Origin of the sequence: Companilactobacillus hulinensis (genome assembly GCF_003946555.1) — a bacterium.
GTDB lineage: Bacteria > Bacillota > Bacilli > Lactobacillales > Lactobacillaceae > Companilactobacillus > Companilactobacillus hulinensis.
On record NZ_RHOO01000025.1, the window covers coordinates 1 to 25,104 of the forward strand.

The 25,104-nt window shown below is 37.3% G+C and carries 31 protein-coding genes; all 31 read right to left on the bottom strand.

The features are described 5' to 3' along the window. Positions 1 to 317: 317 nt before the first annotated feature. The 31 genes from EKM66_RS10545 to EKM66_RS10685 all read right to left on the bottom strand — a co-directional run bounded on the left by EKM66_RS10545 (position 318) and on the right by EKM66_RS10685 (position 24,586). Positions 318 to 1,277: a peptidoglycan recognition protein family protein gene (locus tag EKM66_RS10545; RefSeq protein ID WP_164505130.1), complete on the bottom strand. Its 960-nt coding sequence runs from the start codon at positions 1,275 to 1,277 to the stop codon at positions 318 to 320. Further along, entirely contained in the window at positions 1,270 to 1,686 is a 417-nt protein-coding gene (locus tag EKM66_RS10550; RefSeq protein WP_125764398.1) for a phage holin family protein, read from the bottom strand. The genes EKM66_RS10545 and EKM66_RS10550 overlap by 8 nt, the downstream gene beginning before the upstream one ends. A 37-nt stretch (positions 1,687 to 1,723) precedes the next feature. After that, positions 1,724 to 1,858: an XkdX family protein gene (locus tag EKM66_RS10555; RefSeq protein WP_125764400.1), complete on the bottom strand. Its 135-nt coding sequence runs from the start codon at positions 1,856 to 1,858 to the stop codon at positions 1,724 to 1,726. Next, positions 1,858 to 2,211 (bottom strand): hypothetical protein, encoded by a 354-nt coding sequence (locus EKM66_RS10560; protein WP_125764402.1) that lies wholly within the window; start codon positions 2,209 to 2,211, stop codon positions 1,858 to 1,860. The genes EKM66_RS10555 and EKM66_RS10560 overlap by 1 nt, the downstream gene beginning before the upstream one ends. Before the next feature lie 12 nt (positions 2,212 to 2,223). Further along, positions 2,224 to 3,441, bottom strand: a complete 1,218-nt coding sequence (locus tag EKM66_RS10565; RefSeq protein WP_125764404.1) for a hypothetical protein — start codon at positions 3,439 to 3,441, stop codon at positions 2,224 to 2,226. Between the two features lie 14 nt (positions 3,442 to 3,455). After that, on the bottom strand, positions 3,456 to 3,716 hold the full coding sequence (locus tag EKM66_RS10570) for a hypothetical protein (RefSeq protein ID WP_125764406.1): 261 nt from the start codon (positions 3,714 to 3,716) through the stop codon (positions 3,456 to 3,458). A 3-nt stretch (positions 3,717 to 3,719) separates the two neighbouring features. After that, positions 3,720 to 4,301 carry a phage tail-collar fiber domain-containing protein gene (locus EKM66_RS10575; protein ID WP_125764408.1) on the bottom strand — a complete coding sequence of 194 codons (582 nt, stop codon included), beginning with the start codon at positions 4,299 to 4,301 and terminating at the stop codon, positions 3,720 to 3,722. Continuing rightward, the gene (locus EKM66_RS10580; protein ID WP_125764410.1) at positions 4,302 to 5,009 is read right to left on the bottom strand and encodes a putative phage tail protein; all 708 of its coding nucleotides are present in this window, start codon (positions 5,007 to 5,009) and stop codon (positions 4,302 to 4,304) included. Further along, a complete protein-coding gene (locus EKM66_RS10585; RefSeq protein ID WP_125764412.1) occupies positions 5,002 to 6,150 on the bottom strand; it encodes a baseplate J/gp47 family protein in 1,149 nt (382 codons plus the stop codon). Before EKM66_RS10585 ends, EKM66_RS10580 begins: the two co-directional genes overlap by 8 nt. Next, positions 6,140 to 6,502 (bottom strand): DUF2634 domain-containing protein, encoded by a 363-nt coding sequence (locus EKM66_RS10590; RefSeq protein WP_125764414.1) that lies wholly within the window; start codon positions 6,500 to 6,502, stop codon positions 6,140 to 6,142. Before EKM66_RS10590 ends, EKM66_RS10585 begins: the two co-directional genes overlap by 11 nt. Continuing rightward, entirely contained in the window at positions 6,495 to 6,863 is a 369-nt protein-coding gene (locus EKM66_RS10595) for a DUF2577 domain-containing protein (RefSeq protein WP_125764416.1), read from the bottom strand. Before EKM66_RS10595 ends, EKM66_RS10590 begins: the two co-directional genes overlap by 8 nt. Next, positions 6,842 to 7,885: an XkdQ/YqbQ family protein gene (locus tag EKM66_RS10600; protein ID WP_125764418.1), complete on the bottom strand. Its 1,044-nt coding sequence runs from the start codon at positions 7,883 to 7,885 to the stop codon at positions 6,842 to 6,844. Before EKM66_RS10600 ends, EKM66_RS10595 begins: the two co-directional genes overlap by 22 nt. Continuing rightward, entirely contained in the window at positions 7,882 to 8,571 is a 690-nt protein-coding gene (locus EKM66_RS10605) for a hypothetical protein (RefSeq protein WP_125764420.1), read from the bottom strand. Before EKM66_RS10605 ends, EKM66_RS10600 begins: the two co-directional genes overlap by 4 nt. 10 nt (positions 8,572 to 8,581) lie before the next feature. Further along, positions 8,582 to 11,650, bottom strand: a complete 3,069-nt coding sequence (locus EKM66_RS10610) for a tape measure protein (protein ID WP_125764422.1) — start codon at positions 11,648 to 11,650, stop codon at positions 8,582 to 8,584. A gap of 231 nt (positions 11,651 to 11,881) precedes the next feature. After that, positions 11,882 to 12,298, bottom strand: coding sequence for a phage tail assembly chaperone (locus EKM66_RS10615; protein ID WP_125764424.1), 417 nt, complete (start codon positions 12,296 to 12,298; stop codon positions 11,882 to 11,884). A 17-nt stretch (positions 12,299 to 12,315) separates the two neighbouring features. Then, positions 12,316 to 12,792, bottom strand: a complete 477-nt coding sequence (locus EKM66_RS10620; RefSeq protein WP_125764427.1) for a phage tail tube protein — start codon at positions 12,790 to 12,792, stop codon at positions 12,316 to 12,318. Positions 12,793 to 12,806: 14 nt separating this feature from the next. Beyond that, complete coding sequence (locus EKM66_RS10625) at positions 12,807 to 14,225, bottom strand: phage tail sheath family protein (RefSeq protein WP_125764429.1); 1,419 nt, start codon at positions 14,223 to 14,225, stop codon at positions 12,807 to 12,809. Continuing rightward, positions 14,225 to 14,380, bottom strand: coding sequence for a hypothetical protein (locus EKM66_RS12635; RefSeq protein ID WP_164505131.1), 156 nt, complete (start codon positions 14,378 to 14,380; stop codon positions 14,225 to 14,227). Before EKM66_RS12635 ends, EKM66_RS10625 begins: the two co-directional genes overlap by 1 nt. After that, on the bottom strand, positions 14,370 to 14,789 hold the full coding sequence (locus EKM66_RS10630) for a phage tail terminator family protein (protein ID WP_125764432.1): 420 nt from the start codon (positions 14,787 to 14,789) through the stop codon (positions 14,370 to 14,372). The genes EKM66_RS12635 and EKM66_RS10630 overlap by 11 nt, the downstream gene beginning before the upstream one ends. Next, positions 14,786 to 15,211, bottom strand: a complete 426-nt coding sequence (locus EKM66_RS10635) for an HK97 gp10 family phage protein (RefSeq protein ID WP_164505132.1) — start codon at positions 15,209 to 15,211, stop codon at positions 14,786 to 14,788. The genes EKM66_RS10630 and EKM66_RS10635 overlap by 4 nt, the downstream gene beginning before the upstream one ends. Further along, positions 15,189 to 15,587: a hypothetical protein gene (locus EKM66_RS10640; protein ID WP_225426600.1), complete on the bottom strand. Its 399-nt coding sequence runs from the start codon at positions 15,585 to 15,587 to the stop codon at positions 15,189 to 15,191. Before EKM66_RS10640 ends, EKM66_RS10635 begins: the two co-directional genes overlap by 23 nt. Continuing rightward, positions 15,584 to 15,973 carry a head-tail connector protein gene (locus tag EKM66_RS10645; protein WP_125764436.1) on the bottom strand — a complete coding sequence of 130 codons (390 nt, stop codon included), beginning with the start codon at positions 15,971 to 15,973 and terminating at the stop codon, positions 15,584 to 15,586. The genes EKM66_RS10640 and EKM66_RS10645 overlap by 4 nt, the downstream gene beginning before the upstream one ends. A 9-nt stretch (positions 15,974 to 15,982) precedes the next feature. Next, positions 15,983 to 16,681, bottom strand: a complete 699-nt coding sequence (locus tag EKM66_RS10650) for an Ig-like domain-containing protein (RefSeq protein ID WP_164505133.1) — start codon at positions 16,679 to 16,681, stop codon at positions 15,983 to 15,985. A gap of 75 nt (positions 16,682 to 16,756) precedes the next feature. Then, entirely contained in the window at positions 16,757 to 17,668 is a 912-nt protein-coding gene (locus EKM66_RS10655) for a capsid protein (protein WP_125764439.1), read from the bottom strand. A 15-nt stretch (positions 17,669 to 17,683) separates the two neighbouring features. Then, positions 17,684 to 18,235 (bottom strand): phage scaffolding protein, encoded by a 552-nt coding sequence (locus tag EKM66_RS10660; protein WP_125764441.1) that lies wholly within the window; start codon positions 18,233 to 18,235, stop codon positions 17,684 to 17,686. A 127-nt stretch (positions 18,236 to 18,362) separates the two neighbouring features. After that, positions 18,363 to 18,521 (bottom strand): hypothetical protein, encoded by a 159-nt coding sequence (locus EKM66_RS12640; protein WP_164505134.1) that lies wholly within the window; start codon positions 18,519 to 18,521, stop codon positions 18,363 to 18,365. Continuing rightward, positions 18,514 to 20,562 (bottom strand): minor capsid protein, encoded by a 2,049-nt coding sequence (locus EKM66_RS10665; protein WP_125764443.1) that lies wholly within the window; start codon positions 20,560 to 20,562, stop codon positions 18,514 to 18,516. The genes EKM66_RS12640 and EKM66_RS10665 overlap by 8 nt, the downstream gene beginning before the upstream one ends. Continuing rightward, entirely contained in the window at positions 20,543 to 21,955 is a 1,413-nt protein-coding gene (locus EKM66_RS10670; RefSeq protein WP_125764445.1) for a phage portal protein, read from the bottom strand. The genes EKM66_RS10665 and EKM66_RS10670 overlap by 20 nt, the downstream gene beginning before the upstream one ends. After that, complete coding sequence (locus tag EKM66_RS10675) at positions 21,946 to 23,202, bottom strand: PBSX family phage terminase large subunit (protein WP_125764447.1); 1,257 nt, start codon at positions 23,200 to 23,202, stop codon at positions 21,946 to 21,948. The genes EKM66_RS10670 and EKM66_RS10675 overlap by 10 nt, the downstream gene beginning before the upstream one ends. Further along, the gene (locus tag EKM66_RS10680) at positions 23,186 to 24,025 is read right to left on the bottom strand and encodes a terminase small subunit (RefSeq protein WP_125764449.1); all 840 of its coding nucleotides are present in this window, start codon (positions 24,023 to 24,025) and stop codon (positions 23,186 to 23,188) included. The genes EKM66_RS10675 and EKM66_RS10680 overlap by 17 nt, the downstream gene beginning before the upstream one ends. A gap of 36 nt (positions 24,026 to 24,061) precedes the next feature. Then, on the bottom strand, positions 24,062 to 24,586 hold the full coding sequence (locus EKM66_RS10685; RefSeq protein WP_125764451.1) for a hypothetical protein: 525 nt from the start codon (positions 24,584 to 24,586) through the stop codon (positions 24,062 to 24,064). Between the last annotated feature and the right edge of the window lie 518 nt (positions 24,587 to 25,104).

Sequence of the window (25,104 nt, forward strand, 5' to 3'; positions counted from 1 at the left end):
CCCTACTTGCCCAATTTTAGGGTTTCAACACATTTCAATGCGTGTCAAAAGCACTGATAAGTCAACGTTTTAGCAAATTATAGTTTCATTGAATTTCAATAGATTTTAAAGGAACCGGACCACTTGTCGGACCACCCCAAAACAACATCAAGCCGTGGGAGCGTAGAACCGTTAGTCATTTGACTAGCGGCTTTTTTGTGTTTTCAGACAAAATAAAAAGCTCCCTATCCAGTTAAAGATAGAGAGCTCAAATATTGTATTTATACTTGTTCCGTTCCGGGGAACATCTATATTATAGTTCCTATTACAGTTAGGTGTTACTTATTGCCACCACCAATGGTATAGAATGCATCCACGTATTCATCAGTGGCAACCTTGAAGTAATCTCTTCCGGCAATACTGTAAAGCACATCATCCGTCTTCCACTGAGTCAAATCTTTAAGAATCTTATCTAATTTGTTACCCTTTGAATTAACTGCTGCAATTCCAGCAATAGCATTAACAGTCACAACGTTAGCTTGATCAGTATATTTCTTGGGAATAAACTCATCGGTAGCAATTTGGTACATCGGTAATCCATTGATTTTCTTCAATCCTGAAGTCTTCCAGTTTGACGCATTAACTAATTTTGAGTTAGAACCGGGAATAATTTTCCCATCTGCCGTCCATCCAGCAATACCGGTCACAGGTCCATGTTTAATTGTAATAACATCCCTATTTGGTGTCTGTGGTGCTGGTTCTACGACATTCTCACCAATACCATGTGCAATGTCGTGTGCTAATTGTTCTTGAGTAATTCCCCAAGTTGGTTTCAAATAACTTTGTACGGGGTCAACATGACTTCCCCACACATTGTTTGATACCCATAGATGTGTCTTAATACCACGCTTGTTAGAAGTATCTAACTCAACTGGAATACCAAATTGATCGGCTTTAGCTCTTGCTAAATTAACAAATGTTGCATAATCTTTTTCAAAAGTCTTCCTATCATAAGTTCTAGCCAATTCAATTTGAACAGGTGCGTTAGCATTTGCATAACTACCTGCACCCCAAGCAACATATCCTTCAGCACCAACCTGATAAATCTTACCACCATCTCCAACTACATATTGAACATAAGTTTGAGCAGTATTTACATTATTCTTAAAGTAGATGGCATTGTTTTTGGCACCCACATTAGTAGTCTCATGCAGAACAATTAAATTATTAGCAGCCTTTTGATTTGAACCCTCGTTAGCTCCCAACATATATGTCTTATCAATATTAAATTCAGTCATTAGTTTTCTCCTTTGTATCTTCATCATCAGTTAATTTTGCTAAACGTCTAACTAACCATTTTGGAATTGGTATTCCCATTTCACCTAAGTTTTCTACTATAGATATACCGTACTGACCTATAAAGAATGCTAGGAACATATTTGCGTACTCTGATAATCCCCATGATGCCACAAGTGGATAGAAAATTGTGGCAATCCCAACAATTGTAAAGTGTCGGATCAGTCCTTCACGGCCAACGGTACTATTTACTTTCTGTTTTGAATGCTTGAAAAATCCCTTAAGAAATCCAGTTGTTAAATCAACAATGATAATCATTAAAAATGTGGTAAACCAGGGATTCTCAGATAATTGATTAGCTGCTAACCACCATTCAGTTAATCCAAGCTTTGGAATCGGTGCATCATACATCTACATAATCTCCTTACTAAAAAAGCTAGCCAAACGGCTAGCTTTCTGTGTATTCTTCCCCAGTGATTTCTTTGTACTGATCAGTATTGATATTGTTCCACCTAACAAAATCAGCAACATCAGTATTTTTGTATACGTTCATTTGATACATCAGTTGAATTGCAATAAACATTATTTAGTACCTTCTTCCGTAGTTGTACTTGCATCACTTGAAGCGGTCGCCTTCATATAAGCTCCAAATGCTGTGGCAAGATTATTTACTTGTGCTGAAACAGCTCCGACTTGTTTAAGAGTTGCTGCACTTACTGAATTGGTCTCTTCATCTGGAGTCATCCCTGTTGCGATGTGAACTAATTTATTATCAGATTCACGAACTGTCCAAAAATACATATCACCAACTAAAAAAGCTGGATCATTATCAACTAATATCCAACCTTCAAATTGTGATTGTGCTTCTGCTGTATTTTCTGACGCATAACCAATAATTTTTCGGCTATCATCTAATTGAATTGCTACTTTTGACATTATCTAACCTCCTTAATTTTTATAAGTTGATATTTTTGAAATAGTTAACGCTAGTGGATCATATGCATACCCGGCAGAATTAAAGTTAATCGACGCATCAACAACAATCGTTTTACCGTTTTGAATTTGAAATTTATTCGTCTTTAACCCGTTGATTTTATATTTTCCTTCCTCACTATCAAGATTATATAACCCCCCACCGACATAAGTATGTCTTTTGTAAATTGACACACTCCCTTTGAAATTTGGAATGCTCATTTCAAAAGTATTTCCATTAACGAGCTTTTCCTTAGGAATCTTTACAGTCTTATATCCCATAGCCCATGCATCAACAAAATATGGTGGAGTGTTTGACACATATTTATTACTTATAACACCAGTGAATGTCGGATATTGTTCAAATGTTAACAAAAGTCCATCCATATCATTTTCAGAAAATTCTGTTGGACCGGCTAATGCAATTTTACCTTTTCCTGATCCAGTGAATAAATTTACTGTTGGGGGGAGTTGCTCAACTGCTTCTTGAGTACTAAAAGTACTTACCAGGTCACAAACAACATCATATGTTGCCCCTGTTGCACCAGACGGTGAACCATCATTTGCGTACCCCTGAGTGGCACTAACATTCAAAGATTTATCACTTTGAAAATTAAATGTAATTGAAGGTGCTTTGATGTTTGACAACCCAGTATTTTCACCAGCACCATTCAATGGAACATCAATCGGTACACCTACACCAAAACTAGAAGATTTAATATACATTGGTACTGGTGAGGATGTCGAGTAGTATCCATCCCTTGCAATACCTTTCGGATCATAATCAATCTCTAACCTTGACGTTTTTCCCTTAACTCCAGCAGTTATAACCGTCTTTCGAATATAAATAAGAAATTGCAATCCATCCCCAACCATATTCATTTTAGAACCAACATCTTTGCTGAATACAATATTGGTAGTTTTAGTAGGATCAGTTTCACCTTGCCACAACATATAACGCCCTGTAATTTCACCCTTAGCAAGGGAACCAGGATAAACATCAGCTCCAACAGGTGGATTGGTATCTGTAATTGACGGATTGGTATCTTTTCTGAATTCGTCTAAATTCAATCCGTGTGCAGCTCCAGTGGGTTTAATAACTTTTACATTGCCTTCTGAATCCTTATAATTCGCAGTAAACGCAGCCAAGCTCAAAAGGTGCGCAACTAGGCTTAAATGATTTTTATATGCCATCTATTTCATCTCCCTTACTTTGTTCCATTCAAATAGTTATCCATTTCCTGCAGTTTAGTAACATCGGCACTACTAGCAATCACAGTATTATTATTTGCAACTGTAAATTTAGAATCTATTTGGTCTTTGGAATACACTTCACCAGAGATATCCATCAACATGTCATCCCCGGATTTAATAGTTGTGTATGTCCCATCGCTTTTTTTGATTTTTACACCTGCAGGCAATTTGATAACAGTTCTCATAATCAAATTTAAAAAATCTAGTAATTTCATATTCTAATCCTCCAAAAAATCATTCATCATAATTAAAGTACTCAAATCTTCACTGCTCCCAATAGTGTCATCTGTGTTAATCCCGTCGATTTTAATGTTGACATATTCTTTTGATGCCATACCTGTTGGATCCACATTAACAGTCACATTTTCAGTTCGTCCAACGACAACATAAATCGTAAATCTGAACTGAAATAAGACTTGATCAGCAAAGTCAGGCATAGTTTCAGGACTAATTGCAGTATTGATTGCATAAAGAATCTCAGTATTGCTACCATCTTCTTTCGCATACAAACCAATACCGTTGATCACATAACTTTTCTCAATTCCATCATTGGTGAATAAGATTTCCGTTCCAATAACTGCATTAGCATTAGGCACATTGTCATTTTGATTATCAATTGTTCCAGCTTGTACTTCATTAGGTAACAGCTTAAGTGCTTGTAACTCTGATTCAGACATGCCAGATAAATCAGTTTCTGTGGCTGCTGCTCGTGTAATACTAAATTTTGTTTTTCCATTAGCAGCACGACTGGCCAAATCCAATCCAGCAGCAGTCAGAATTGTTTCATTATATTCTGCCATTTATTTTTTCTCCTTTACGGTTGCGTGAACGTATGACTGAGGACTTGCTTCAGTTAAATACATCAGCAATCTAGATTCTGCAGTTGATATTAATTTTGGTAATGCAAATGCTGAAGAAGCCATTCCGGGCTTAATACCACCAAAGAATTGTTTAATATTCGTATCTGAATAAGACTTTAGCTTTGGCTCTGCTTTTGCAGACACAGCACCACTCTGTGTTGCTCCAAAATATTCATTCAAATCAGTATTTGATTCAGAAGTAACAATAATCTGAAAAGTGAGATTAGCAGGTAAATACACGTTCAAAAGATATTTCAAACGTTGTATTTGAGCCTTGCTGATCTCACTTCTTTTTGCTATTGTCTCTACATGTCTAATCGCATACTCTACATTGATTTGAGTTGGAATATCTAAGGTGTGTAGTAATTTTTTAAAATACTTCAATGTAATTGGTTGTGGTGGCAGCATTCGCATCAGAACGTTATATTGTCTTGTTTCAAGTGTGTCATTTGGGTCAGGGTCAATTCCTAGTTGGTCTTCAAATAACGAAATACCTTGTAAGTCCGTTTGTGTTACAAATTGATTCAATAGAGTTCTCAGAACCAAATCATCAAATTTAGTGAAATCAACTTGTTCTGCAGCAACCAACTTTTGCATTTCATAAACATCATCGTAGTAATCGGGTAAATAATCTTGTAGTTTAACCATTCAAATTCACCTCACCCATTAACGGTAACTGCGATACATCATTATTGAATATCAAGTGAACATCCTCATCTTTGCCATTTAATTCAGGTATAGATGCATTAACCACACCTTCAACTTTCATGATTTCAGATAGAATCTTAGAGCGATAGATCACTAATTTATATCCTCTACCCGTCACTTTGTTGACGTCATCCCAAGCAGAACGACATAATTCAAAATACTTGCTGATGATATCCATGATTTTAGGCTTCAATACCTCCATATCAGAAATTGAATCAATCTCAACTTTAGTCGAAATATCAACACTAATTTCTTCAGGAGCAACGACTGTCACGGTATGATCAATTGGAGCTAATCCATAACCTAAGCCTGGTGAATCTGGTGGGTCAATCTCATTCTTGACCTGTGTAAGCAATTCTTGACTTGCTGCACGTAAATCATTATCAAGTATTACAAGTTTGACTGTACCGCCACCATTCCACACTGGATAGACTTGAGCACCACCCACAGTTGAAATCTTCGATAACATATCCAAATAATCTGAAATATTACCACCATAGGCAATCCACGAATCTGAGGCAAGTAATCGTTCACGTAAATGATCATCAGTTTCAGCATCACGAGCGGGAACTGTTACTTCAATTATTTCAGCCCAGGACAATGTATCGTTGGGTGTTACTGGCAATACCTGACCCAAATACCCATTAGGACGTGTACCAACTTCCTCAGCCTCCATAATCCCAGTTAAATCATCATTGATGGACTTAACTGTATAAAATATTGGATTATCTCCAAGTGAGGCAAATCTATCACCAGTTTCTACGTTGTTAATGGGATTTCCCTTCGTATCTAAGAACTTAGCTTTAACTTGTGCTGCAGTTGCTAATTGTCGAGACGTTCCATGTTCTTCAGCACGATAATCAAGAAATTCATTATCTGCAGTTTTAATATAGGCTTCTCTGATCAACATCCCCATAGTCAATGATTGATTAGCCATGACCATTGCTGCAGGTGCCAAAGCATCATAAATAATTGAGCCTTGTCGCTTATCAATGTCGTCAGGAACTTTGTCCATCATCTGATCAAGATAATATTCAAAGTCTCGTGATTCAATCTGACCTGCTAGATTCTCAGGAGTCATTCACACTCACCACACTTTCAATTGGAATTTCGCCATAAATCGTTGTGCACGAACCATGGACTTTCAAAATAGTTCTCTCTAGTACCTCAATGTCATCAACCGTTACAGTCAATATACGGTCATCAGCAAGTAAAGCCTCTTTAACCATTCGTTCCACTTCAACGGTTGCATAATCAAACGACTTACCAAATAACTCAAAGAAATCATTACCATATTGATTGTCATAAATTGGGTAAACAAATCTTTCGGTTTTCAAAATCTTATCAACTGCCTGGATCATTGCTTCATGACCATCAAATTTATTCATTATTCGGCCATTTTTAACTTGATAGGTCAATGTAGGGTTATCCATCAACATCCCTCCTATCGTTCTTTCTTTCTAATACATAGAATTGCTGTCCACCATCAAAACGAATCATAGTCACCTCATCATCAATCTGTGGTCTGCCATCAATTTCAATGGTTTCTTCCACTTCAGGACGAATGCCAACGACATCATCGATTGCATCATTATGTTTGAGTACCTTGATTCGTTCTTTACGTTTAGACATATGTCTTCCGAGTACTAAAAAAGACTCAGTAAGTATCATCTGATTACTTAACTGAATCTTTAACGGATCTATACTAATTACCTTTCCATAGACAACATCAGCGTAATCTGATGGTTTGCCACCTTTGGAGTTCAGCATACTTATGAGTTGCTCTCCAGCCATGGTTCGTTCACCTTCATTTCTAAGTTACAAGTATAGTCACTACCAAAGCTGTGAGTTGCCTTCATAATCGCCGTATTACTTATCCAAAATCCAGCCTTAGATAACTCACTGATTTGAATATTGACTGAATTACCTGCAATCAAAGCAGTATCACCTAAACAATCCAAATTCAAAGTATAGATTTCTCTATTCTTTTCCTTTAGTAAAGCATCGGCACGCTCCTTCATCTGTGCATCGTTGGCCTTATCCTTAGCATTCTCAACAACCTGTAATTTACCCCAATCTTGTACATCATGAGCCTTCACATCGGTGTATGAAAAACTAGTACTGCCTGGATCATCTCCAGATGGCTCTTCATCAGCTGACGTAGAAGTAGTCTGTTGAGATTTAGAAGAATTCTTCTTAACAATACGAATTGAGTTAGCAGCATCATCAATGGATTTCTCAAATGAGTAATTCGTTAATAATGATTGATCACCAATAATAATATCTAGATTGTTATATGGTGCCTTTCGTAATTCAACAACATCATAATTAGCAAACAAGTAGTACATTTGCTTGGTAGCCTTTTGAGTCGCATCAATACCTGTCTTCAACATATCAAAATAGGTTTTTGCATCAGCCACTTCGGCAGGTAATTTATAATCTGAACTATTGACTACCTTATGAGATATTTCAGCCATCTTGCAGGCAGTTTCAAAGCGTTGAGAGATCGTAGAAACTGGCCAAACAATTGAATCTTCATTTTTCAAATATCTCATCTTGTCATAAGCTGTAATACTGAATTTTTTATCTTTGAATGTTGCTTTGAAGATATATCCATAGAATATCTTCTGTTCATCCCACTGGAATTCAACCACATCACCATTTTGAGGATAAAATGAACTATCAAATAATAAGTCAAATGTGAATGTTCCTGCAGCAAAGTTTAAATCAGTGACCCACTTAACGTTATTAACTAATTCAGCCACATTCCACGTATCACCACTGTGTCTTCTTCCAATTGTAAACTTGGTAATCATGCTGACCTCACATCACTTTCACGAACCCAACCACGTGCACCACCATCTAAGGTAGTTACATGATATGGATAGGCTGAGCCAGGATTAACTAATGAAATCTTTCTAGTTGCATTCTGTTCAGTAACTCCTGCTCCATTGCCGGCACTATCACGATGAAGCTGACCATTAACAATAACCGTTGAACCCATTCCCACCTTATTGGGTGGGCTAGGTCTAATAGGCTCAGTTTTGACTGGTTCCTGTTTTGCGCCTAATTTTTTAGCAACATATGGCCTGTATTCTTTAAGAACTAATGTATAAGCATATTCACCATCATATCCATTCTTAAATCCATACTGAAAACTTGATATAGTTGCCTTAAATGAAATCTTTGTTGAGCTGATGACTAACCTCATTGGCTTTTTTGATTCCTGAATTTTAATGATCCAATCAATATAATCCTGCGCACTTCCCAACAAATTCTGTGCCGAAACGTAATGTTCATCAGCAGGACTCAATGGCAATGTACTTTGAACACTAATGGACCTCAATTTAGAATCACCAATCAGATTGACTTCTCCTAAATCAATAACAGTTTCACTTTTATCATCAGTTTCAGCTGTTAATTCAACTTCAGCAGGATTAATTGGTAATTCAAAAGTAGCATTTGAATCATCAGTTATATATATACCTAAATGTTCACTCATTTCATCCCTCCTATGATAATGAAGCATTACTTTTTTCAATAATCTTTTGTTCGATGATAGATAACAACATGTCACCGTCATATTGTGCGTTACATGTTGAATTGATTTGAATTGCTCCAGACTCAATAACAACACTTGCATTGCTTGATGATGAACTACTTGTTGAATCACTGTTATTAGTTACACCTGTAGCAACCCCTGTACGGTCAAATGGTGATCTATTTGGAACATCACTTCTAACATTGCCATTGATACCAACATTGGTTGTTCCTGCAATTCCAGCTAGTGCTGAAGCCACGGCATTGATCATATCCAATGCTCTACTGAATCCACCGGCAAGTAAGTCACCTGGATTACTTCCAACTACACCAGCCATGGTCATTGGTCCCAACTGTGGATTCATATTTGCTGCAGCATCAACAACTCCCTGTGCCATTGCACTTGAAGCATTAGCGGCAGCTCCTGAATCACGATTCAAACCATTAATTAATCCTTGGTCGACCCAACGTCCATATTGATTGAACAACTTAGACGGTGAACCGATGTGAAGAATTGACTTAGCAGCACTAACGACCTTACCAGCAACACTTGTTACCGCACTGACGGCAGAACCAATCATTGATTTGATACCATTCACTAATCCTTGAATCAATTGTTTACCAACTGAAACCAATGAACTTGCAAAACCTTTTGCAGCACTAACGGCATTAGAAATACCACTAGTAATGGCAGAGACAACGCCTGTCATTGCACCAACAATGGCTGAAACCATCATCGTACCAGCCATAATGAATGCAGTGGCCAAACCAACAACTGCACCAGCTAACATAGTCAATCCACTGGCAACAACCATAAGTGCTGCACCAACAACTAATAATCCAACTCCAAGTACAATTGTGGCTGTCCCTAGCAACAATGCACCAACGGCAGCAACCATCATGAGAGGAGCTGCTAACATCAACGCTACAGCAAATAACATCATTCCAGTGCCTGCAACCAATGCAACGGCTGAAATCATGACCATAGCCACGGCCATAAGCATCAATCCAACGGATCCAACAATTGCTAATGCTGAAACTAAAGCTAGTCCAACTCCTAGTAACAACATTCCAACTGCAGCAACCATGGTACTTACTCCAATAACAGCAATTGCAGCACCAAATAGCAATGCGCCAACTGCTCCTACAACAAATCCAACACCCAACACTGCTATAGCAATACCCAACGCCAATACTCCGACTGCACCCACAATGGCTGCAAGTCCAAATACAGCGACTGCTCCGGACAATGCAAGTAAGCCAGCCGCAGCTGACGCACCATATTGCGCAAGCATTGGTAATTGAGTAGCAAGTAATGCAATACCAGCTGAAGCAATCAATATTGCCACTCCTATTAGTAACAATGAAGCTCCCATAACTAAGAATCCACTAGCACCAGCCAACAACGATGGACCTAATAACTTAACTACTACAGCTAACAATGCAACTGCAGCAATCATCCCAAAGAACATTGCAATAGCAGGCGTACCTGCTGAAACCAACATTGTTGTCGCATAAGCCATCATGAGTAATCCACCACCAGCTAATACAACACCAGCACCTATCATCATAATTGCCTTACCCATTTGCATTAAACCTGCTGCAGATTTACTTGTTGTACCTGCATCTGGAACAGGAATAGATTTACCTGACATACCAGAAAACGCATCTTTCAATGCACTTACACCTTTAGCAATTCCAACTGCAGTTTTGATGGCCTTGATTGACACAGCTAAAATACCTACTGCAACGGCAATAGCCTTGATTTGACCAGCATCCATTTTAGACAATGCGTTCAATCCTGCAATAACAGCAGTAAACACAATACCTTTTAATCCAGTCTTCATTATCAAGAATGCTGCTCCAATTGCTTTCAATGTTCCGGGGTTCAATCTACTTACTGCATCTGCAATGGTACTAATTGCCTTCGCAGCACCTTTGATTGCTCCACCAGCTATTTCTCCAATGTTGCTAAATGGATTTTTACCACCAGTAGAAAGTTTGCTGAAGATTCTTGATGCAGACTCTTTCAAGGTCTCAAATGAATCCTCAACGGTTTGAATTGCCCCGGTATTTTTAAAACCATCAAATATTTTCCCAGATATAGAAATAATCTTATCAATTGCTGAGATAGCCTTGTCCGCAAGTGCATCAAAATTTACGTTTCCTATAGCATCAGTCAAATCACTTACCATTTTGATTCCAATCTTACCAACACGATCAAAAGCACCCTGCATCTTATTAGCAACAGTTTCTTTTAACCCATCCATCGCTTGACCAACAGTTTTATACTGTGTAGCCATTTTACTGAAGTATTTATTTGTACCAGTCTTCGAAATGGCATCAAAGAATTTCTGTGTGGCAACATTACCATCTTGGACGCTTGAAACTAACTGTTTCGTCGACATCCCCATTGACTTGGCAACTTGAGAAACACCAGCCGGGGTCTGTTCAAGCATCAGTCTGAAGTCTTGCCATTGAACCATTGGTTTAGCAGCCATTTGAGTAGCTTGTTGACTCAATGTTTTCATAGCTTGTTGAGGATTATCAGATGCAGCAGCTAATCCACCAAAACCTTTAACCAGCTTACCAGTTCCTTTGATACCAACGGCAGCCAATTGACTATATGTTGATGCCATGTCAGATGCAGAATAAATAGTTTGTTGTGCAAACTTTTGCATTGAACCTTTAGCAACAGCAATTTGTTTTGGAGATTTACCGAGCATCTGCATATTCCCATCAAATGTTTGCCATGCCTTACTGGACTCATTGAGTTCACCAATCATTGATCGAATTCCCGTGGTGGCTAATCCAATACCCTTAGTAATTCCTGCACCTACAACAGTTCCACCTAAAACTGACTTAAATAGTCCTCCACTTTTCTCAGCAGATTTATTCAATCCATCAAAAGCACCGCTACTTCCTAATGCAGATTTGAATTTACTAAACGCTGATTGCCCTTTGCTCAACCCCGCATCCAACTTGTTTAGCGGTGCAGTGAATCCGTCCATAATCTTAATTGCAGCACTAACAGTAGCCATATATTAACCTCCTTTCCAAAAATAGCCAGAGCTAATAATGTTTAGCTCTGGTATGTTTTCTAGCATTCTTCTCTTGTTTTTCTTCTTCCTTGATACGCAAATCGATTCCGGCAATCACTAATGCTTTCTCTCTATTTGAAAATGAGGTCCATTGATGTGGCAACCAATGATATTCATTCATAACATAGAAATAATAATTGATATCTGCAGCACCAGGATCATCGGACTCTACTATTTTTTTACTTCATCGCTAAGATCATTAACGTCTTCTGTATCAAATCCTGAAATTTCTTGGATTTCCTGACTTAACTCCGCATATTGACCAACAAGTAGCATCTTTTTTAATACGTCTGCAGGTTTTGCGACACAATCCCAACTCTTTTGAAGTTCTGCATTGGTCAAGTCTGGGGTTACAACACTGGCACAAATAAGCAAATCAATATACTTATCTTGATCAGTTGTTGTTGTAATCTGTCGGGTTTGCTTATCTTTGATTCTTCTAGTTGCCTGCTTTTGCAAAGCTGAATTCTCTTCAGCGGTAATAGATTTAATTACAAATGGGGACTTAAAGCCCTTAAAGCTAATCTCCTTTGTTTCAACTTGTTGTTCAACATTCTCCATTAAGAAATCACTAACGCTAGTTGCCATACATATTTCCTCCAATTTTAATTATCAAATCCTGTAAATGCTGAAACCAAATCAAAGTCTTCAAATGTGAAGTCTGATTCCCATTCCATGACACCATCGTCAGCTTCAAAATCAGCAATCGGAATATCATCTAGATTTACTTCACTCAAATGAACTGTTTGCTTACCAGCTTTTGATGTTTTATCTTCAATGGTCAATGTGACATCAAAGTACAAATCTTTCCCACCTTGAGCATATGGCAGTGCATATTTCAACCAGTTGGAAGTAATCACATATCCACCTAAAGTACCTGTACCCTCAATGGAAGTAGTCTTTTTACGTTTCCAGTGACTGCCTAGTACTTGAACATCTTCTTTATTCTTCTCAATTTTAGCTGTGAACTTATTACACTCAATCATTGGAATGATTTGATTCTCAATTGTTAGATAAACCTTTGCATCCTTGGTAGAAATAGTATCTCTACCGTTTAAAAAATCAGAAATATTATTAGCCATTTAAATTCTCCCTTCTATTGAACAACAATCGTCATATATAGTTTTTCCATTGAATCAATTGGTTTAACTGCGACAGTAGCAACGATTGAATCACTATCTTCTCCAGGTTCAACAGTCAAATCTGATGAATCAAATACTGAAATGATTCCAACATTAACAAGTGATTGCATATATGCAAGTCTGTTAGCCTTGAACAAATCACGGCCAGTTTCATCATTATTGATCTTGCCGATAAATGTATTTTCAAATACATTCTCAAAATCTGTGGCAATATCATCCAATGTTCTAATAACACGATTCTTTGAAAATGACTTAGGTTTGTCATCACTAAATGATGTTAATGAATCAATATCTTGTTCAACAACAACACGGCCGCCACGCTTAGCTGTGAATACGATCCAACCACTGTTTAATGCTTTAACTGTTTGTTCATTATTCAATGATGGGTAAGTAGAAACTGCACCAGGATATTCTGAATATGTAAGTGATTTACTTGAGTCGGTTGCTGAAGAAATACCAGCAAAGTAGCCAGTAGCAGTAGTTGTATCAATTTGTGTGCCATCTTGAAGAATTACACCATTTGATACGACTGATACTCCTTCGTAGTCATACTCATAGCCACCTTCATAGACTGGAACAACGGCACGTACCTTGTATCCCTCGTCATCCCTTAAACGCTGAACTGATTGCGCTAGTAATTGATGAATATTGTTATCAGGTGCAAATCCTGCTGCAGTAACTACATTGAATTGTTCCGTTTCAAGTGCATCATTCATTAACTCAGTTACCTCAACTGGATCAGTAATACCACCAACAAGATTGTAAGTAGTTGATGATGATAAGGATTCAAGCTTGTTTTGGCCAGGAGTAGCAGCAAATTCGGCTCCACCTTCTTCAGGTTCAACGCTTGCAACCGGTTCTGATGTATCATCAACAAATTCAACATCAATATAGTCATTTGAAACTAACCCTTGAGCCGTTGTTGTACGAATAACTTGTTGATCTACGACCTCAGTTCCATAAATGGTTGAAACCGTAATGCGTGTTATATCATTAGGGTCCTTCACCACCGAGACATGCAAGTCATTTCCCTTTGTCCCTGGATATTTAGCAATAAACTTCCATGGCAATGCATCATCGGTAATTTCTGCCTTAGTTCCGTCATTGTTATTAAGCAATAACACAGTCAATGCACCCTTAAGTGTCTCTCTCAATGCTCCAAATTCAGGGGTTGAAAGTGGTGCACCTAATAATGCTTTGAAGTCAGAATTGGAGTTCAATTCAATAATTCCTTTTGCTCCCCAATCCAATTGAGTATTACCAATCAGCATAGTTCTACCTAATGAAGTATCTTGCTTAGGTTGAGCCGCACCAACAGTATTGATATATGCACCAGGACGGCGCTTATTTTGAGTTTTCCATGTTCCACCCATTAATTGATTCCTCCTTTAAACTTCTTAATTAATCTTTTTGCTTCAGCAAGTGAATACTGAACACCATCTGAAAGGACAATTTGTAGAATGTCACGATCAATGGCACTGAATCCATCACTCTTTACTAATGAATCTTTGGTAAATTTATCTTCCATAAGCAATCCCACCTTTAAATTTCATATTTTGTTGCTTAATAGTCTTATCAACCCTACGTGCTCTAATTTGAATACTAAACGTTAACAACAGTGTTCTACCAGCTGACTGTTTTAGTACACGATTACGAATCACCGCATAGTCAGACAATTGAGTGAAGTTATCTGCTAAAATCTCTGCAACTATTTCCATATCATCATTCGGCTCGTCCAGCTTAGGAAAATAAACTAATTGGTAGTTATAAGTTCGCATCTGGACATCGAATAGTTCTGGATCCACCTTTGTAAGAATCTTTTCAACAAAAAAAGATGGCTCTTCAAAGCCACCCTTCTGATTCTCTTTATATACTGGAATATTTGGAAATATTTCTGATAACTCATGCCCAATTAGATCTACAATACTAATTTTCAATCAAATAGACCTCCAAACTTCTTCATTACTGGAGTTAACAACATAGGCATCATATCTTCAATCTCGAATAAAGTTGTCATAAGCATATGTTGACCTGGAACCCAACCACCGCCTCCACGAGTACGGTGACCGTCTTCAACGTATCCTGCATATTCAACATTGTTCTCAACTTCGATCAAGAATAAGGCACCATTATACGTTGGACCATTCAAATGCCAGCCTCTTCTCAAAGTTCCACCAGTCCGGCCGTCAGTATATTGACCAACCGGAGTTCTTGATTTGACACCTTTCAGCGACTGAGTACCAACTCTCCTAGAACTAGCTTCAACAGCTTGCCTTATTTCTTGAGATTTTACCTTGCTCTCAACTTTTTCAGCAAACTTTTGAAATTCTGCATCGTCAATTGTTCCCCATGCCATCATTAACCACATCCTTAGCTTTTTCATCCCTGACCATTGCTACTTCTTGATGACTTGCATAACCTTGATATCCTTTGCTGGCACGTTTGTATTTAGTCTTGTGACCATTCACGTCTGTAACATAAACATCAGCTCCAGCAGGTATAAATACACTATTATCAATCAACAACTTGGCATCGTACTGATCAGTACCAAAAAAAGATTGTTCAGAAGTCTTTTGACCTCCAAGAACAACCTTTGCAGGATAATTTTCAACTATCGTTGCATCCTTACTATCTGAAAAAACGCCTTTCTTTACTCCAATTACACCTTTAATAGTAACTCTGTCATTCCACAGCTTAGGTAGTATTCTACCCATGTGTTTGAATGCTCCAATCATCGCAATATCTTCCTATAACTATTCAGAATAACCAGATAGTTATCTGATAAAGGATTAATTGACTGAAGTTCAGTGTAGATGGTTGCTGGAGACTTGAAGGTTACAGAAGTATCACCCTCAGACAAAGATTGAACATCGTCATTCTTATCTTCAATCGGCGTTAAAAACTGATGAGTTTTAATGATTTGAACACAAATACTAATAATGGTCTTATCCAACGATTCTGGTAACTCTTGAATTGGAATATGGGTATAACTTGCTACATCATCAATCACTTTTGAGATAACAAAATCAATGATTGATTCATAACTATCCAACTTATTCACATTCGGCATTAGTAATTTTAATGCTGCAGTAATATCTATAATTCGGGGATGTTCCTCCATTTAGATCACCTAGCCTTCTGTATCTGCTGGTGCGGTTACAATCACTTTAGTAGTACCAGTGACCTTACCATCTGCCGATGTAGCTGTTACATCAACATCACCAGCTTTTACTCCAGTCACAGTTCCATCAGCTACAGTAGCAATTGATGTATCTTTACTTGCCCATGTGACTGACTTATCTGTTGCATTAGATGGTTCGATGGTAGCCTCGATGACTGCAGTTTTCCCAATCTCTACAGATGCAGTAGCAGGATCAAGCGTTACTTTAGTGACCGCCACTATCGGTTCTTTAATAGTCAACTTAGTAGTTGCAGATTTATCACCAACCGTTGCTGTGATTGTAGCTGTACCAGCAGAGACAAATGTTACGTTGCCATTATCAACGGTTGCAATTTTATTATCAGTACTTGTCCAGGTAACTTCTTTTTCAGTAGAATTCTCTGGCTCAATGGTTACTGATAGCACAACCTTCTTACCAACTTCACCAGTGGCGGTTGCTTGATTCATCGTCACATTAGTAACAGGGATGACAATTTGTTTTACCGTGACAGCAGGAAAATCGAACTTTTCAGTTTTTTTACCTGCATCATCAACTAACTCACCTTGAAACGTTCCTTCAGGATAAGTGGCTGGTTCAAGGTTGATATGAACTGGGCTTTCACCAATTCCAACCATCTCTGTACCTTTATACACATTTAATGTAGTCATACTCTTCCTCCTATAAAATTGCTGTGAAATTGGCTCCGCCATCACTTGGCTCTACCTTTACTTGAGAGGGAGCCTCTAAGCTTTTGGGGCCTTATCTGATGTAACGAACTCAATACCCTTTGTCTTAGTCTTTAACAACCAAACATCGTCATATGATTGTTCGTAGTACAAATAATTACCACTCGTTTGAGCGCTCGGAGCATCAAATCCAGCAAATGAATATTTCTCAGGAGCAATTTGTACACCATTGTAAATAAGGAACATTTCAATTTGCTTAGAATCATCCTGAATCTTAGAACCAACTGTAAAATCAAAGGATGTTTGCATCAAATCAGATGGAACAACTTTGATAGTTACATCGTCAATGCTGTATACAGTACGTTGAATGTTGTTAGCATCTTTCAATGATAATTGACGATTCAAAGCCTCAGCTCTTTTGAGTATGGCATTAACTTTTGGAGTTAAATAAAGAATACGTCCTTTTTGAGGGATGCGAGCTTCATCAAAGTTAACCATCATCTGATCAAATGCTGTGAGAATATTCTTCTCATCCAATGTGTCTGTACTAATACCACCATCAGCGGCATCGACTTTACGTTCATACAATCTACTAAACATGAAACGGTCTTTTTCAGGCATCTTCTCATCTAAGTTGAATTGTTTTGTAATGTTGGCCATTGAGACTACCATATTTGACTCATCTACATCTGATGGGTCGACTAATGTAGACCAGTAACGTTCATTGTTCAATTCATATGGATCCCAATCTGTTGAATAATTACCTGTAGGTTGAGTAATTGTACGTCTTGTACGATCACGACGACCTTCATCAATTGTCAAACGTGGTACCTTAATATGTTTTGCTCCATCAAATTTAACCACTCCATTTGATGGTGAATTCCATAGGTCAGCTGAAAATAGATGACCATCATAAAAGGCTTCTTGAATTGCTTGTTGATACGAATCTGCATAATTAATTGTTGCCATTGTTATTCCTTCTTTCTATTGTTTGAACACATTGACCAAATCTTGAACTGTGCTCTTATCATCTGAACCTTGACCGCCACCAGGTTTATATCCCTGCTTGCTGCCTTCATCAAATAAATAGCTATCAGACTTCTTGAGTGAATCAAGTTGATCATTAACGCCTTCAAGTTCCCCCTTATCGTTGAGTTTGATACTATCCATATTTAAAAGACCACGAACTGCCTTAGTATTACGGACCTTTGCTGAATTTAAGGCGTTGTCTAACGCTCCGTTCAGCTTTGTTTCGGATAGTTGGGCATTAAGCTTCTCTGTATCGTCCTTGTACTTGCTCTGAAGTTCAGCATATTTACTAGATAGCTCTTCATTATCTCCAGCTTGCTTCTTCAAAGACTTCATATCTTTGTCACGTTCAGATAATTGATTCTTAAGTGATTCATTCTCTTGCTTAATAGAATCAACATCCCCAAGTGACTTCTTAGTACTTTCGATATCAGCACCATTCAATCCCATGATTTTGTCAATTTGCTCATCTGTTAACTTCAATTCTTTTAGTTGTTCACGTTTCATAATTCGTTCCTCTCTCGCAATATTTTACGTGGGGCGACCACAATCAAGGTATAAAAAATAAGCCTTTTTACGTCTTACTTAGGACAAATAGGTACAAAAATAGCACTCAACTTAATTGTTGGGTGCCCTATTTTAGGATAATATTTCCATTTTTATCAGTAGTTCTTTTCATTTCTTTTTGATACTCTTCAAACTCTTTTTTAGCCCATTCAGGAGCATCAGCAGCTATACCAGAACCTGAATCGGTTTGTGTCCAATATTTTAATCCTTTAGGCGCATCAAGCATTGTTCAATACCTCTAATGACATTTCTTCAAAATATTTTTTAAATATTAATGCCTGTTTACCAGGTGTAGGGCCATAAGCCTCTGTAAATAACTCCGCAAATGGTTCTGTATAATCCAATTTTTCTTTATACGAATCATAAGCATACCTACCAATATCTTTCACATTAAAATCAATGTAATCATTTTCTATTGTTCTAAATAATTTTGTAGAAAAACTTTTATCATTTATAAGTTTAGACAGTTGTTTATCAATATGATGAGAAAACTCATGCATCAAAACATGATTCATTTCATCATTATTGGAAAACCAGCCCACCTGAACATTTTGTTTTACAGTATTAGTTAATATTGCTTTATCATGAAAATAATGTGTATTTAAAGCAAATTCTGACGGACTGTTTGTTGAAGCATCTCTTGCATACCAGGCGATTGCGCTACCAGCTTCTTTGGGATTCATTGCACGTAGAATCGGAATTTTTTCCGGCAATACCTGATAAATACCCTTAAACTTGCTTATGGTTTTAGCAGTTTCTAATATTGCTAAATCAGATAGCTTAGCATTCTTGGATTCAGAAATTCTCATACCGAATTCATTCTCAACGTACGTGACCAATTGTTTTCTTGAAGCATTTTCAAAGTTAAAATCAGTAACTATCTTTGGACGAATGTTTTCAATTGTTATTTTCTTATTCCTGACATTAGCAACTGGTTTCTGTTCATTATCTTTAAAACTCTTTACTTCTTTAACCCAGTTTACTACATTTTTGATCTTTAAAACATCAGCATATCTTCCATCTCCAAATTGATATTCGATATACTCAGTTAAATCAGAATCATCTTTATATTTTAATAATTTATTCAACCATTCTCTACTTACCTGCATCCCACTATCAGCACTAAAATTAACTATGTCACCATCAACGGTCTCAACAACATCAATTCCTTTCGGCCATCTAGATTTATCATATGGATTAATACCAATATTCTTTATCTCATCAGCAGATTTTCCCAAACCATATTTATTATTCCATTCGTTAAATGATAAATTATCTGTTAATTCCCCATTCTTAGAGTACGAATCTCGCATCCATCGCTCTCCAACATCTGGCAAATCGTCAATACTAGGAACAGTGGTGCACCTACAGTGAGCATGTACTATTGGATAATTGACCCCATCTTTACGCTCAGACAATTTAAATACTTGACCATCCAACTTAGCACAAACATCACAAGTATGTGATTCAAGGGTAGCCATGTACTCATATTTATCAATACCTGATTCTTCATAGCCCTTGGCAGTGGCTTCTTCGCTAATGTGTCCCATTTCAGAGAACACCAATCGATGAATATCTTTTTTACTGATATCCTGAAACCTAGCATGTAGCATATTGGAAATTTTTGAGGGTGCATATCCTAATAAAGTGCCTCTTAACATCGTATCCATTAATTTATCAGGTAATACATCACGATAATTTTTCCAAATGCGTTTTGAGAAGTTCTTTCCTACCCATGGTTTACTGGCGATTGCTTTTAACTGATCATCATTGAAATGAGCAAAATTAGCAGAATACTTAGATTGAGCTGACTGTGATTTATATACAGTTTTCATGTAAGAATCTTTGTATTGAGCTGCTAACGCATCCCCCATACTAGATTCTTCACCTTCGGCAAAATGACCAGTCCTATCTTTAATCTGTGCTTCAAGGTTCTGTAATCTAGCAATGCGGCTCTTGAAATACTCATTATCCAATTCTTTCTCATGACCACCTTCGATGGCCTTTTGTTTGAACTGATCTAACGTCATATTCCAATTAGAATTACCAATATTATTTAATATCTTACGAACTTCTTCTTCAGGGATGTCGTTGTTCTGTGAGTACCTACGATAATATTGATTTGCTTCAGCATCAATTTGATTAAGTAATCCTTTCAATTGTGGCTGTAATGCACGTTCATATTCCTCGGTTGATTTGAGCTGACTGGCTTTGGTCTGAAGAAACCTTTTCTCCCAATAAGTCAGATCACTCATCTTCATTACCATCTATATCTTCAAGTGATTGTCCATTACTGTACCCATCGCCTTTAACGATATTATCCTGTCGGTCCTGAAGTTCTTGCTGCCAATCTGTAACCAACGGATTACCTTTAGCAATTGCTTCATCAGATGTGACGTTAGCTACCTGTGAAACGACTTGCGCTTGTTCAACATCATTTTGAATGGCTGTGCGGGTCCACGTTTGAGTGATTGTTCGACCATCAGCGTCTGGTACTTTCAACCAGTTCATGATTGCTCTAACCAATTGATTAACACCATCCCTGAAATATGATTCAGTGACCGATGCTTTCAATTCCAAATGACTATATAACATCTTGATTGCGACACCAGTAGCATTATTAGTCTCAAAATCGGATGGATCTATTCCCTGACCATGAACAAATATATCTGACTTAGTAATATCCAGTAATGAATTTCTAGCTTCAACAGGGATGTCAATTGTCAATGTATCAACACCAGATTTATCGCCTGTACCAACAGAATCAATCTTGATAGCCTTGTCTTCATTCAAAGCCCTCTTGAACTCATCTAAAGATTCGCCACCGTAATTAGTCAGGACAAGGATAACTTGCTGCACATCATCAACATCATTCACGAACCCGTTATAAACATTGTCATATACATCAATTAGTCCCTTGTACTTCAGTAAGTCAGGACGTTCATATTTATTCTTAGGAAAAGGTATGAACGGAATACGTCCGAACTCATGATTAAGCACGTTACCTGTTCCAATCTCCATTCCTGTTGCCACATCATAGGTCATAAATCTATCAAGCAATTTTGTTAAATCAGAATAATCAGGACTCAATGACTTGAATACTGTACAATCCTTATCAGTCCAGTACTCATGAATCTTATAGTATTTTCCATCATCAGGATTAAGTTGTGTGTATGTTCTCCTGACCGCTAACAGCTTCTTATCCAAATCGTTGGAATAGATTGGAGTTACTTGATCAGGTGGCACGATTCCATATCTGAATTGTCCATTATCATCAATCCAATAATGCACCCATGAAACTCCGGCATTAGCAGCATCAACAACTAATTGATTCATTCTCAAGTTGAAGTTGTCGCCCAAAGTATTCTTGATTTTGTCATTTAGTGAATCATCCTCCACATCAACTGATGGTGGAATGGTGGCAACATAACCTGCTTCTTGATCAACAAGTAGTTGATGATAGTTACTACTTACACGATTGTCGGCACTTCGCAATGGTTCATCTTTACCATGTTCATTAACCTTTGATTCACCGCCATTTCGATTAGTGATGTCATTCTTGTTGAAATAATAGTGTAATGACTTATCAAACCTATTGTTAAATTCTATTCTTCGTGTATCAGTATTCTGCAACAGCTTCTTCATTGCTTTTATTTCCAAGGCTTGAAACCTCCCTTCCTAATAATTGATTCGAGTGCATATCTCGTTGCATCCATTGCATGGTCGTTCCCATCAGGGTATTCCGCCTTTAAATTACCGTTTGCATCCCTTTCAAGTTCATAACTACTGAACTCTCTTGCAGCATTAGGACAACGAACTGGATCAATGACAATCTCACGCAAATCTTGCAACCATTTGTACCCTTGATCACGACTGCCTGGACCTTTACGAGCACCAACTATATTCACTCCCATATCTCGATACTCGGCGATTGTACCTGGGGATGCTGAATCTCCAGGGAACTGTTTGTTTTCCGGATTAAGCTTCTTAATAAGCTCCACAGCATTCCTATTCTTCAATCCAACTTGATAAATCTCATTGAAGATATACAGTCTATGTCTCGTTAAATCAAAATAGACTTCGATATATGCTAACGGGTCGCTAGCAAAACCAAAGTCTAATCCACGTTTAATATTGTCGAATAATTGTATTTCTTCATCAGTAATTCTTCGTTGCACAATGTTATCAAATACTTCTGCACCAGTACCTGTCACTTCTCCCATGTATTCGTGTGCATAGGCTTTGGGATTGTCTATCTTTAACTGTTCAGCATCAGCGATGAACTCATTACCTAGCCATTCTCTTGGAACTGATAAGTAATCAGATGAATGCACTAATGTATCATCACGTAGCTTCTCATGCTCAGTTGTTTGATTGACCCAGCTATTGACACTGGCAGGAGGATTGTACGTGTAGAAAGTAATGATGTTACTTCCGCCACGATTTAATGATTGATTGACCGAACGTATTTCAGCAAAGCTCAAGAATTCGTCAACTTCTTCATAATGCTTGAACTTGATATATCCATGTCTGAACTTTTGAGATTTAATCTTGCGTGGCTTATCTGCACCCTTGAATCTAATTTGTTGACCTGTAGGGATGTAAGTCAACGTCATTGGGCTAACTGAATCCTTCCAATAACTTTCAACGCCTAGTACATCAATTGCCCAAAGATACTGATCATAAACGGAATCTCTCAAAGTTGCAGCAACCTTACGAATAACAACGGCATTTGCCTCAGGGTCTTTCATCATCCCCAGAACGATTTCAATCGATACAAAACTGGACTTAGTGGAACCACGTCCACCTCTTAACCAATAATTACTGTGTCGACGGTGCTTGATATCAATATGTAGTTGATAAAACGATGAAGCTACCTTACTTGCTAACTCAATCTGTGTCGTCATCGTCATCATCTCCCTCAATATTGTCTAGAATCTGTACCCCGTCGGAATTATCATTCTTAGATGTGAATATGTCAGCATACTTCATCAGGCTATCCAGAGCCTTCTGCTTATCGTACATTTCAACAACTGCCTCACCCTTATCAATCCGAATGGATTTAACACTGGAAGTATCAATCTCATCACTATCATGAAGGTTAACAATATTCTCGTAGTAGTATTCCTGTTGACCAGTATCAGGATCAATCTTTGGTTCCCACCGAAAATTACCACTGCTATCAACATATTGACCATTCTTATCACGGATCTTATACCACTTGAATCGCTTCACAGTCTTGAAATCAACTACATCACGAATATCTGATTTAGATTGCTGAAGGAACTCACGCACCACATCATTGATATCAAAATACAAGTCTGTTGATTGCTTCTTTTTTAGCTCAGCAAGTTGTTTTTTTATTCCTACATTTCCCAACAATCTGGGCCCAGCACTTAAAGCGTTCGCATAACTAGCACCATAAGCCTGTTGATACGCCCAGGTGGCGTTAAATCGTTGCAAATAAAAAAGGCAGAACAGTTTTTGCTTTTCATTAAGCTCACCGTTTGCCTCTAATTCATCTATTATTTCGGGTGCAACCTTTTTTTCTTTGTGTGCACCCTTTTTTGGCTTTGTATGCATATTTTTGTTATTAGGTGTACCCCTTTGCCAACCATGTCTACTCTTCCACGACTTAACTGTATTGATTGATACTTCATACTTACTAGCGATATCCTTGTATTTCATTCCAAGTAAGTAATCCTTCTCTGCCTCTTTCCATTTATCCATTACATATCACCACACCCAATCGTTTACTCGTTCACATTAATAAAACAGATCGTACTTCTTTCTAATCAAATCTCTCAATTCAATAAATGATTTTGCAATAGACGAAGGCATATTATCTCTTTTCTTATATAAATCACCTATTTTTTTCCTTTGATTATCCGCCGTTACATTTTCAATACCACTGGATAATTTTTTTAGTTCAATAACATACACTATATTTTCGTAATAATCATCAATCAAATCAATCAAATGGCTAATGTCCTTATTAATATCTTCAGGAATAAATAAATTATTCATTTTATAAGAGTCTCTAATATCCTCTAAGCTATCAATAATGTGATTTTCATTGAGATATCCTTCCGAAATATAATCAACAAGAACATTTAGCCTTTCATAAACAACATTAACTTTTTTTAAAGATTCACTTCTTGAATCCAGTTTTCTTTTATATTTTTCTATCTGTTTACCTGTGTTTCGAGAATTTAAATAAAATCCCAGGATGGTAATAATTACAGGAATAACAACAGTAAAAATATTGTTTAGTGTAAAATATTTAGGCATTATTATATAAGCTTCTTTCTATCATACTGATTTTTTTAGTTAATACTAAAACAAACAATCTAAAAGAGCAAAAAGTGAACGCTGATGGATTTGAACTACCAGACTAAAATGAAACTGCCACATTTGACCATTTGGTTATTCATTCATTAATGGCACACCATTACTGACATGATAACAGCCTATTAACTATTTCCCTAACTTCTGAATTCAAAACAATGGTCGTTACCTTATCAGGCGGTATTACAACCACTTTATTTGGATTATTATCTAAATGACAATGTGGATTCCAGGATTTGAACCTGATTAATTGCTCCGGGTATCTATTATAGGGGAGAGATTCTCTATTTATTAGTATTAACTTAATAAGAAATTAGCAATTGTTGAGCCCTTCTCAATCCACAAAAAAAGTGACCCTGCATTAGGATCACTTACGTATTATTTCAAAAGTAATACAGACAAACTTCAATGTAATTTATCTATATTACCAGTATAAATCTTTGATTCTGACATTTGTGTAC

Excerpts from the sequence above, each read along its gene's own strand:
- EKM66_RS10655 (WP_125764439.1), bottom strand. The coding sequence starts at position 17,668 with ATGGCAACAATTAATTATGCAGATTCGTATCAACAAGCAATTCAAGAA.
- EKM66_RS10650 (WP_164505133.1), bottom strand. The coding sequence starts at position 16,681 with ATGACTACATTAAATGTGTATAAAGGTACAGAGATGGTTGGAATTGGT.
- EKM66_RS10635 (WP_164505132.1), bottom strand. The coding sequence starts at position 15,211 with ATGATGGCATGGGGAACAATTGACGATGCAGAATTTCAAAAGTTTGCT.
- EKM66_RS12640 (WP_164505134.1), bottom strand. The coding sequence starts at position 18,521 with ATGCTTGATGCGCCTAAAGGATTAAAATATTGGACACAAACCGATTCA.
- EKM66_RS10545 (WP_164505130.1), bottom strand. The coding sequence starts at position 1,277 with ATGACTGAATTTAATATTGATAAGACATATATGTTGGGAGCTAACGAG.
- EKM66_RS10600 (WP_125764418.1), bottom strand. The coding sequence starts at position 7,885 with ATGATTACCAAGTTTACAATTGGAAGAAGACACAGTGGTGATACGTGG.
- EKM66_RS10685 (WP_125764451.1), bottom strand. The coding sequence starts at position 24,586 with ATGCCTAAATATTTTACACTAAACAATATTTTTACTGTTGTTATTCCT.
- EKM66_RS10585 (WP_125764412.1), bottom strand. The coding sequence starts at position 6,150 with ATGACTCCTGAGAATCTAGCAGGTCAGATTGAATCACGAGACTTTGAA.
- EKM66_RS10625 (WP_125764429.1), bottom strand. The coding sequence starts at position 14,225 with ATGGGTGGAACATGGAAAACTCAAAATAAGCGCCGTCCTGGTGCATAT.
- EKM66_RS10580 (WP_125764410.1), bottom strand. The coding sequence starts at position 5,009 with ATGGTTAAACTACAAGATTATTTACCCGATTACTACGATGATGTTTAT.
- EKM66_RS10595 (WP_125764416.1), bottom strand. The coding sequence starts at position 6,863 with ATGGCTGGAGAGCAACTCATAAGTATGCTGAACTCCAAAGGTGGCAAA.
- EKM66_RS10560 (WP_125764402.1), bottom strand. The coding sequence starts at position 2,211 with ATGTCAAAAGTAGCAATTCAATTAGATGATAGCCGAAAAATTATTGGT.
- EKM66_RS10590 (WP_125764414.1), bottom strand. The coding sequence starts at position 6,502 with ATGGATAACCCTACATTGACCTATCAAGTTAAAAATGGCCGAATAATG.
- EKM66_RS10570 (WP_125764406.1), bottom strand. The coding sequence starts at position 3,716 with ATGAAATTACTAGATTTTTTAAATTTGATTATGAGAACTGTTATCAAA.
- EKM66_RS10555 (WP_125764400.1), bottom strand. The coding sequence starts at position 1,858 with ATGTTTATTGCAATTCAACTGATGTATCAAATGAACGTATACAAAAAT.
- EKM66_RS10645 (WP_125764436.1), bottom strand. The coding sequence starts at position 15,973 with ATGGAGGAACATCCCCGAATTATAGATATTACTGCAGCATTAAAATTA.
- EKM66_RS10620 (WP_125764427.1), bottom strand. The coding sequence starts at position 12,792 with ATGGCTAATAATATTTCTGATTTTTTAAACGGTAGAGATACTATTTCT.
- EKM66_RS10640 (WP_225426600.1), bottom strand. The coding sequence starts at position 15,587 with ATGATTGGAGCATTCAAACACATGGGTAGAATACTACCTAAGCTGTGG.
- EKM66_RS10610 (WP_125764422.1), bottom strand. The coding sequence starts at position 11,650 with ATGGCTACTGTTAGTGCTGCAATTAAGATTATGGACGGATTCACTGCA.
- EKM66_RS10680 (WP_125764449.1), bottom strand. The coding sequence starts at position 24,025 with ATGGATAAATGGAAAGAGGCAGAGAAGGATTACTTACTTGGAATGAAA.
- EKM66_RS10605 (WP_125764420.1), bottom strand. The coding sequence starts at position 8,571 with ATGAGTGAACATTTAGGTATATATATAACTGATGATTCAAATGCTACT.
- EKM66_RS10665 (WP_125764443.1), bottom strand. The coding sequence starts at position 20,562 with ATGGTAATGAAGATGAGTGATCTGACTTATTGGGAGAAAAGGTTTCTT.
- EKM66_RS10565 (WP_125764404.1), bottom strand. The coding sequence starts at position 3,441 with ATGGCATATAAAAATCATTTAAGCCTAGTTGCGCACCTTTTGAGCTTG.
- EKM66_RS10675 (WP_125764447.1), bottom strand. The coding sequence starts at position 23,202 with ATGACGACACAGATTGAGTTAGCAAGTAAGGTAGCTTCATCGTTTTAT.
- EKM66_RS12635 (WP_164505131.1), bottom strand. The coding sequence starts at position 14,380 with ATGGAAGATAAATTTACCAAAGATTCATTAGTAAAGAGTGATGGATTC.
- EKM66_RS10615 (WP_125764424.1), bottom strand. The coding sequence starts at position 12,298 with ATGGCAACTAGCGTTAGTGATTTCTTAATGGAGAATGTTGAACAACAA.
- EKM66_RS10660 (WP_125764441.1), bottom strand. The coding sequence starts at position 18,235 with ATGAAACGTGAACAACTAAAAGAATTGAAGTTAACAGATGAGCAAATT.
- EKM66_RS10575 (WP_125764408.1), bottom strand. The coding sequence starts at position 4,301 with ATGGCAGAATATAATGAAACAATTCTGACTGCTGCTGGATTGGATTTG.
- EKM66_RS10550 (WP_125764398.1), bottom strand. The coding sequence starts at position 1,686 with ATGTATGATGCACCGATTCCAAAGCTTGGATTAACTGAATGGTGGTTA.